This window comes from Rathayibacter sp. AY1F8 (assembly GCF_002932165.1).
Classification (GTDB): Bacteria; Actinomycetota; Actinomycetes; order Actinomycetales; family Microbacteriaceae; genus Rathayibacter.
This window is the reverse complement of sequence record NZ_PSVB01000002.1, coordinates 346,590-354,125: the sequence shown is the minus strand read 5'-3', so window position 1 is coordinate 354,125 and position 7,536 is coordinate 346,590. Positions and strand designations below refer to the sequence as shown.

The following is a 7,536-nucleotide window of genomic DNA, read 5'->3' as shown; positions in this document are numbered from 1 at the left end:
GCATCCGCCTCCACCTCCTGGTCGCGCTGCTGGTGCTCGCGCTGGTCCTCGCCATCGCGGGCATCGCCCTCTCGCTCGCCTCGCGGAGCGGAGGCACGGGCGCTCCGGCCGCGAGCTCCCCCGACCCCACCTCCTCCGTCGACATGGCCGAGCGCGTCGCCGGTCTCGAGAGGCGCTTCGCCGCCGGGTTCCCGCAGCACAGCATCGTCCTCACGGGCAGCTCCACGATCGGCCGCTGGACGACCTCCAAGGAGGACCTGCGCCCGCTCGAGACCTACAACATCGGGATCGGCGGCACGACCGTCGCCAATCACCTCGCGTGGCTGGACCGCATGGTCGCCCCCTTCGATCCCCGCGCCGTGATCGTGTACGTGGGAGCGAACGACATCAGCGGCGAGGAGGGCTCGCGCACCGGCGCCCAGACCGCCGGCGCCGTCGTCGAGTACCTCCAGCGCGTGGAGGAGGTCGCCCCCGACGCCGAGCTGTTCTACGTCGAGATCGCGGAGACGCCCGCCCGCGCCTCCGTCGGCGCCGAGGTCCGCGCCGCCAACACCGCGGTCAGCGCCTACGCCGAGACGGACGACCGCGTCACCTTCGTCCCCACCGCCGACGCGCTCGTCACCTCCGACGGCTCTGTCGACCCCTCCCTCTTCGTCGACGACGGCCTGCACTTCGACGAGGCCGGCTACGCCCGGTTCTCGGAGGCGGTCCGCGCGGTGGTCCTGCCCGCTCTGGAGTGAACCGGCGGGCCGACGCACTGCAGCCCCGCTCGACGTGAGCGGCCCGGGGACACCGCCCCCGGAGCCCCCAGTGTAGACCCTGAAGGGGGACACGGCCCCTCCGCCGCGCGCGCCTATCCTGGCCCCGCGTCATCGCCGACAGCGCCCTCTGCACCGCCGCAGACCGCCGCTCGCTCAGCAGCGCCGACCGTCTCGGAGTCACCGATGCCCCGCTCGAGGATCCGCCCCCGCGGTACCGCCCTGCTCACCGTCCTGGCGATCACGGCCGCCGCGCTCGTCGCCGGGCCCGCGGGTCCGGCGTCCGCCGCTCCCGTCGTGCCCGCCGGCTTCACCGACTCCCGGGTGGCGGCCGTCCCCGCGCCGACCGCCCTCGCCTTCACGACCGACGGGCGCACCCTCGTCTCCTCGCAGACCGGAGCGATCCGGGTGATCCGCGGAGGCAGCCTTATCGCCACCCCGGCCCTCGACCTGCGCTCGAAGGTCTGCGCCAACGGCGAGCGCGGCGTGCTCGGCCTCGCGGTCGACCCGGCACCGGGCTCGCGCACCGTCGTCGTCTACTACACCGCGAAGGGCTCCGACTCCTCCTGCCCGACCAACGCCGGCGGCACGGTGAACCCCGCGGGAGCCCCGCGCAACCGCGTCTCCTCGTTCCAGCTCGGCACCGACGACCGCATCGACCCGGCCTCCGAGCGCGTCCTCCTCGACGGCATCTACTCCCCCGCGAGCAACCACAACGGCGGCGACCTCGCCATCGGCAAGGACGGCCTGCTCTACGTCAGCGTCGGCGACGGCGGCTGCGACTACCGCGGCGGAGTCGGCTCGCCGGGCGGCAGCGGCTGCGGCGGCCGGAACGACGCCGCCCGCGACCCGAACATCCTGAACGGCAAGATCCTCCGGATCACCCTCACCGGCGGCGTCCCGGCCGGCAACCCCTACCTGGGCACCGGGACCGCCTCCTGCCGGCTCGCCCCGGCCGCCGAGGGCCTGCGCTGCCGCGAGACCTTCGCGAGCGGCCTGCGCAATCCGTTCCGGATGGCCTTCGACCCGAACGCGACCGGCACCGTCTTCCGCATCAACGACGTGGGCCAGGACGCCTGGGAGGAGATCGACCAGGGCGTCGCCGGCGCCGACTACGGCTGGAACACCCGTGAGGGCCACTGCGCGAAGACCGGCTCGGCCTCGAACTGCGGAGCCGCGGCGCCCGCCGGGCTCACCGACCCGGTCCACGACTACGCGCACAGCAGCGGCTGCGCCTCGATCACGGGCGGCGCCTACGTCCCCCGCGGCGTCTGGCCGGCCGCCTACGACGGCGCGTACCTCTTCGGCGACTACGTGTGCGGGAAGATCCGGACCCTCGGGCGCACCGGCGCGGCCGGCGACCTCGTGACCGGCCTCGGCGGCAGCAGCGCCGTCGCCATGGCCTTCGGTCCCTCGCGCGGGACCCAGGACCTCTTCTACACCAGCTACGCGAACGGCGGCGAGGTCCGGCGCCTCGCCTACACCGCCGCGGCGAACCGCGCTCCGACCGCGGCCCTCACCGCCGCCCCCTCCTCCGGCGCGGCTCCTCTCGCCGCGCGGCTGAACGGCTCGGGCAGCAGCGACCCGGAGGGCGGTGCCCTGACCTACCTGTGGTCGTTCGGCGACGGCACCCCCGACCGCATCACGACCGGCCCGACCTTCACCCACAGCTACGCCGCCGGCAGCTGGACCGCGTCCCTCCGCGTCCGCGATCCGAAGGGAGCCGTCTCCGCACCCGCGACGACGAGGATCACCTCGGGCGGCAGTGCCCCGACGGTGAGCATCACCGCACCCGCCGACGGAGGGGTGTTCGTGACGGGCCGGAGCTACGGCCTCCGCGCCACGGCGACCGACGCCGAGGACGGCGTCCTGCCCGCCTCGGCGCTCACCTGGACCGTCCAGCGCCGCCACGCTCAGCACACGCATCCCTTCCTCGGGCCGCTGACGGGGAACGACCTCTCCTTCGTCGCCCCCGGCCCGGAGGACCTCGCCGCCGCCGCGGACAGCGACCTCCTGATCAGCGTCACCGCGACTGACTCGAGCGGAGTGTCGACGACGGCGACGCGGACGTTCTCCCCGCAGAAGGTGTCCGTCACCCTGGCCACCGCTCCCGCCGGCCGGACGGTCGTCGTCAACGGCACCGAGGTCGCCGGAGGCACGACCGTCGTCTCGTGGGCGGGCTCGGCCCTCCAGCTGGAGGTCCCGGACCAGACCGACGCGTCGGGCACGGCCTACCGGTTCTCGTCCTGGTCGGACGGCGGCGCCGCCTCGCACAGCTTCGTCACTCCCGGGAGCAGCACCACGCTGACCGCGACCCTCGTCTCCGCCGGGCTCCCCGGCGCTCCGACCGCCGTCACCGCCACGGCGGGTTCGGACGGCACGGCGACGCTCGCGTGGTCGCCCCCTGCGGGGACCGGTGGCTCGGCGGTCACCGGCTACCGGGTGTCGCGCGACGGGTCCGACACGAGCGGAGCCGGAGCCTGGAGCGCCGTGGTCGCCGCGACCAAGCGCTCGCAGACCTTCACGAAGCTGGTCCCGGGCCGCAGCTACACCCTCTCGGTGCAGGCGGTCACGGCGAACGGCACCGGCCCGGCGGCCTCCGCGCTCGTCGCCGTCCCCTGACCGCCCGGCGTCCACCGGCCTCCCGGGCGCAGCCCTGCCGCCGCCCAGCCGTGCGCCCCTACGATCGAGCCATGCCGAGCATCCGGAGCCGCCGTCGGCCCCAGCCCCCGATCGAGTCCCCGGCGGGCGGGGGCGCCCGGTGAACGACACCCTCACCGGGATCCTGGACTTCGTCGTCAGCGTCCCCCCGGTCTGGCGGACGCTCCTCGCCGGACTCGCGATCTTCTTCGAGACCACGATCCTGGCGGGCCTCGTCGTCCCCGGCGACACGATCGTGATCGTCAGCGCGACCGGCGTGACCAGCCCGCTGCAGTTCGCGGCGCTGGCCGTCACGGTCGTCATCGGCGCCCTCTGCGGCGAGTCCGTCGGCTTCTACCTCGGCCGCTGGTTCGGGCCGCGGATCCGCGCGTCGCGCCTGGGACGCCGGCTCGGCGAGAAGAACTGGCTGAAGGCCGAGCGCTACCTCGCGCGGCGCGGCGGGTTCGCCGTGTTCCTCTCGCGATTCCTGCCGGTGCTGCACTCGCTGATCCCGCTGACGGTGGGGATGAGCGGGATGCGCTACCGGACCTTCATGGCCTGGACGATCCCGGCGTGCGTGCTCTGGTCGTCCGCCTACGTCGGCGTCGGCGCGGCCGCGGCCGGCAGCTACCGGGAGCTCTCGGAGAGCCTGCACGGCGCCGGCTACGTCTTCGTGGGCGTCATCGTCGTCTTCGCCCTGCTCGTGCTCCTCGGGAAGAAGCTCCTGAACAGAGCGGAGGCGCGTCACCTCGACGAGTGACGCGCCTCCGGGCGTGGATCCGGGGAGGATCAGTCGACGAGACCCGCCGACTTCAGCCACTCGCCCGCGATCGCGGACGCGGACTTCTGCTCGTTGACGCTCTCGGAGTTGAGGGCGACGAGGTCGTCCGCCGTGAGCTTCGCGCTGACCGCGTTCAGCACCTCGGCCGCGTCGTCCGTGATCTTGCTCGAGACGATCGGCACGACGTTGTCGGCCACGAACAGTCCGTCCGGGTCCTCGAGAGCGACGAGGTCGTTCTTCTGGATGTTCGGGTCGGCCGTGTAGACGTTCGCCAGCTGGATCTGGTCGCTGGTGAGCGCGTCGACGGTGGTCGATCCGCCGCTGTCCTCGATCGCCTGGAAGGTGGTCGTGATGCCGTACTTCGACTGCAGGGTGTCGGGCCCGTAGGGCCGCGTCTGCAGCTCGGAGTTGCCGCCGACCACGATCGGGTCGGTGACGTTCTTGAGCGACGCGATGTCGGTCAGGTCCCACTTGTCGGCGAAGGCCTGGGTGACGGTGTACGAGTTCTGGTCGCTGGCCTCGGCGGCGTCGAGGGCGCGGAGGCCGTCGGGCAGCGCGTCGCCGAGCGCGGAGTACACGTCGTCGGCGGTGGTGGCCGTCGCGTCGGGCTCGAGCGCCTGCAGGAGGCTGCCGTCGTACTCCGGGAAGACGTCGATGGATCCGCTCTCGATCTCGGGCAGGTAGATCTCGCGCTGGCCGATGCGCAGCTGGCGGTCGACGGTGAAGCCGTCGTTCTCCAGCGCCTGCGCGTAGATCTCGGCGAGGATCTCGTTCGAGTAGTAGTCCTGCGAGCCGACCACGATGGTCTCGCTGCCCGCAGTCGCACCCGATCCCTCATCGAGCGGATCGCTCGAGGAACACCCTGCCAGTGCCACGACGGCACCGACCGCGAGTGCGCTGAGCGCGACACGGCCCTTCGTGAAATGTGCTGTGAACATTGCTATTTCCCTTCTTCGATGGGGATTCCCATCACCGCGCGTCGTCGGGGCGACGAAGCGCGGGAACCTGTGCGGCCGGCGGTGCCGGCCAGGCCGAGCACGACTCCGCGCGGCACGGCGAGCCGCTGGAGGAGGGCGAAGAGGATCTCGCTGAAAAGCGTCAGCACGATCACCAGGATCGAGCCGGCGAGCATCTGCGGGTAGTCCCCCGACTTCACTCCGCGGAAGATGTACTGCCCGAGGCCGCCGGCGCCGATGTAGTCGGCGAGCGTGGCGGTCGCGATGATCTGCAGCGCCGCCGAGCGGAGCCCGCCGATCAGCAGCGGCAGCCCCAGCGGGATCTCGACCTTCGTCAGGATCTGCCACTCGGTCATGCCCATCGAGCGCGCCGCGTCGACCGTGCGGCGGTCGACCGCCTCGAGCCCGGAGTACGCGCCGGCGAGCACCGACGGGATCGCGAGCACGACGAGGGCGATCACCGGAGCGCCGAGGCCGAGCCCCAGGCTCATCGCCGCGAGGACGAGCACGCCCAGCGTCGGCAGGGCGCGCAGGCCGCCTGCGACCGGCACGGCGATGCCCTTGCCGCGCCCGGTGTGCCCGATCAGGTAGCCGATCGGGATCGCGATCGCGGCCGCGATCACGAGCACCAGCAGGCTGATGCCGACGTGCTGGGCGACACGGGTCGGGATCGCGTAGACCCCGGTCCAGTGCGCGGGGTCGGCGATCCAGGCGAAGGCCTCGGCGATGAGGTTCACGACGTCACCGCCCTCTCGACCGCGACCGGTCTGCGCGAGCGGCGCGTGCGGTCCAGAGCCGTCCAGGGCATGAGGAGACGGCCGATCAGCACCAGCAGTCCGTCGAGCACCAGCGCGAGGACGATCGTGAGGACGATGCCCGTGACGATCTCACCGGTGATGCCGCGCTGGAAGCCGTCGGTGAAGAGCAGGCCGAGGCTCTGGATCCCGAGCACCGCGCCGACCGTCACCAGGCTGACCGTGCTGACCGTGACCACGCGCAGGCCCGAGAGCAGGACCGGACCGGCCAGCGGGAACTCGACCCGCCAGAAGCGCGCCCAGCCGGAGTAGCCCATCGCGGTCGCCGACTGGCGGACGTCGTCCGACACCGCGCCCAGTGCGTCCGAGGTGGTGCGGACCATCAGCGCGACGCCGTAGAGGGTGAGGCCCGTGATCACGTTGGCGGTCGAGCGGAGCGGGATGCCCAGCAGGACCGGCAGCAGGATGAACATGGCCAGCGAGGGAATGGCGTAGAGCACGCCGAGCCCTGTCAGCAGGGTGCCGCGGCTCCAGCGGTAGCGGTTCGCGAACCAGCCGAACGGCAGCGAGACGAGGAAGCTGAGCAGGATCGGCGGGACCGACAGGGCCAGGTGCGCCAGCAGGTTCGCGACGATCGCGTCCGTGTTGTTGACGACCCAGTTCACGCGGCGGGGCCGTCCTGCGCGCGCAGCACTCCGGTCGGGCGCCCGTCGCCGTCGACCACGATGCGGGCGCCGTCGCGCTCCTCGATCCGGAGCGAGCGCTTGCCGCGGTCGGCACCGACGAAGCCGGCGACGAACTCGCTCGCGGGGTTCGCCAGGATCTCGGCGGGCGAGCCCTTCTGCGCGATCCGGCCGCCCTTCTCGAGGATGACGACCTGGTCGCCGAGGAGGAACGCCTCGTCGATGTCGTGGGTGACGAAGACCACGGTCTTGTCGAGCTCGTCCTGGAGCCGCAGGGTCTCGCGCTGCAGGTCGGCGCGCACGAGAGGGTCGACCGCGCCGAACGGCTCGTCCATCAGCAGGATGTTCGGGTCGACCGCCAGGCCCCGCGCCACCCCGACGCGCTGCTGCTGGCCGCCGGAGAGCTGGCTGGGGTACCGGGCGGCTAGCGCACGGTCCAGTCCGACCGTGTCCATCAGCTCGAGCGCGCGGGCGTGCGCCTGCTTCTTGGCGACCCCGTTCAGCCTCGGCACGGTCGCGATGTTGTCGATGACCTTGCGGTGCGGCAGGAGGCCGGAGTTCTGCATCACGTAGCCGATGCGGCGGCGGAGCGCGACGGCGGGCAGGGACGAGATGTCCTCGCCGTCGATCTCGATGGTGCCGGAGGTCGGCTCGATCATCCGGTTGATCATGCGGAGGATCGTGGTCTTCCCGCAGCCCGAGGAGCCGACGAAGACGGTCGTCTGCCGGGAGGGCAGCACGAGCGAGAAGTCGTCGACCGCCCGCGTGCCGTCCGGGTACTGCTTGCTGACGTTGCGGAACTCGATCACGAGGCCGCCCGCCGTCCGGCGGTGTGCGCGCCGATCTGTCCCTGGTCCACGACTGTGCCCGCTCTCGCTCCGCGCGTCCGGCCGTTGCACGGCCCGCGGCCCCGAACGGGGCCAGGCGGCAAGGAAAACACCAATAGCAGCCGCCTGCCAACCC

At 72.5% G+C, this 7,536-nt stretch carries 7 protein-coding genes; 3 read left to right on the top strand and 4 right to left on the bottom strand.

Features of this window, described 5'->3' with window-relative positions; all coding sequences use genetic code 11:
* The 3 genes from C5C35_RS03225 to C5C35_RS03215 all read left to right on the top strand — a co-directional run.
* A partial coding sequence (locus C5C35_RS03225; RefSeq protein ID WP_146084559.1) for a GDSL-type esterase/lipase family protein occupies positions 1–740 on the top strand: 740 nt, incomplete at its 5' end.
* 204 nt (positions 741–944) lie between these two features.
* A complete protein-coding gene (locus tag C5C35_RS03220) occupies positions 945–3,380 on the top strand; it encodes a PQQ-dependent sugar dehydrogenase (RefSeq protein ID WP_104262535.1) in 2,436 nt (811 codons plus the stop codon).
* Positions 3,381–3,519: 139 nt separating this feature from the next.
* On the top strand, positions 3,520–4,158 hold the full coding sequence (locus C5C35_RS03215) for a DedA family protein (RefSeq protein ID WP_104223112.1): 639 nt from the start codon (positions 3,520–3,522) through the stop codon (positions 4,156–4,158).
* 29 nt (positions 4,159–4,187) lie between these two features.
* Here the strand turns inward: C5C35_RS03215 and C5C35_RS03210 are convergent, their stop codons facing one another.
* From C5C35_RS03210 to C5C35_RS03195, 4 genes are read right to left on the bottom strand one after another with little or no spacing between them, the layout of a single operon-like run.
* A complete protein-coding gene (locus C5C35_RS03210; RefSeq protein WP_104223111.1) occupies positions 4,188–5,117 on the bottom strand; it encodes an ABC transporter substrate-binding protein in 930 nt (309 codons plus the stop codon).
* Positions 5,118–5,119: 2 nt separating this feature from the next.
* A complete protein-coding gene (locus C5C35_RS03205; protein ID WP_104262534.1) occupies positions 5,120–5,872 on the bottom strand; it encodes an ABC transporter permease in 753 nt (250 codons plus the stop codon).
* A complete protein-coding gene (locus C5C35_RS03200) occupies positions 5,869–6,555 on the bottom strand; it encodes an ABC transporter permease (RefSeq protein WP_104223109.1) in 687 nt (228 codons plus the stop codon). The genes C5C35_RS03205 and C5C35_RS03200 overlap by 4 nt, the downstream gene beginning before the upstream one ends.
* Entirely contained in the window at positions 6,552–7,382 is an 831-nt protein-coding gene (locus tag C5C35_RS03195) for an ABC transporter ATP-binding protein (protein WP_104225631.1), read from the bottom strand. The genes C5C35_RS03200 and C5C35_RS03195 overlap by 4 nt, the downstream gene beginning before the upstream one ends.
* Between the last annotated feature and the right edge of the window lie 154 nt (positions 7,383–7,536).

Coding starts and splice junctions, on each gene's coding strand:
- C5C35_RS03220 (WP_104262535.1), top strand. CDS start 945: ATGCCCCGCTCGAGGATCCGCCCCCGCGGTACCGCCCTGCTCACCGTC.
- C5C35_RS03210 (WP_104223111.1), bottom strand. CDS start 5,117: ATGTTCACAGCACATTTCACGAAGGGCCGTGTCGCGCTCAGCGCACTC.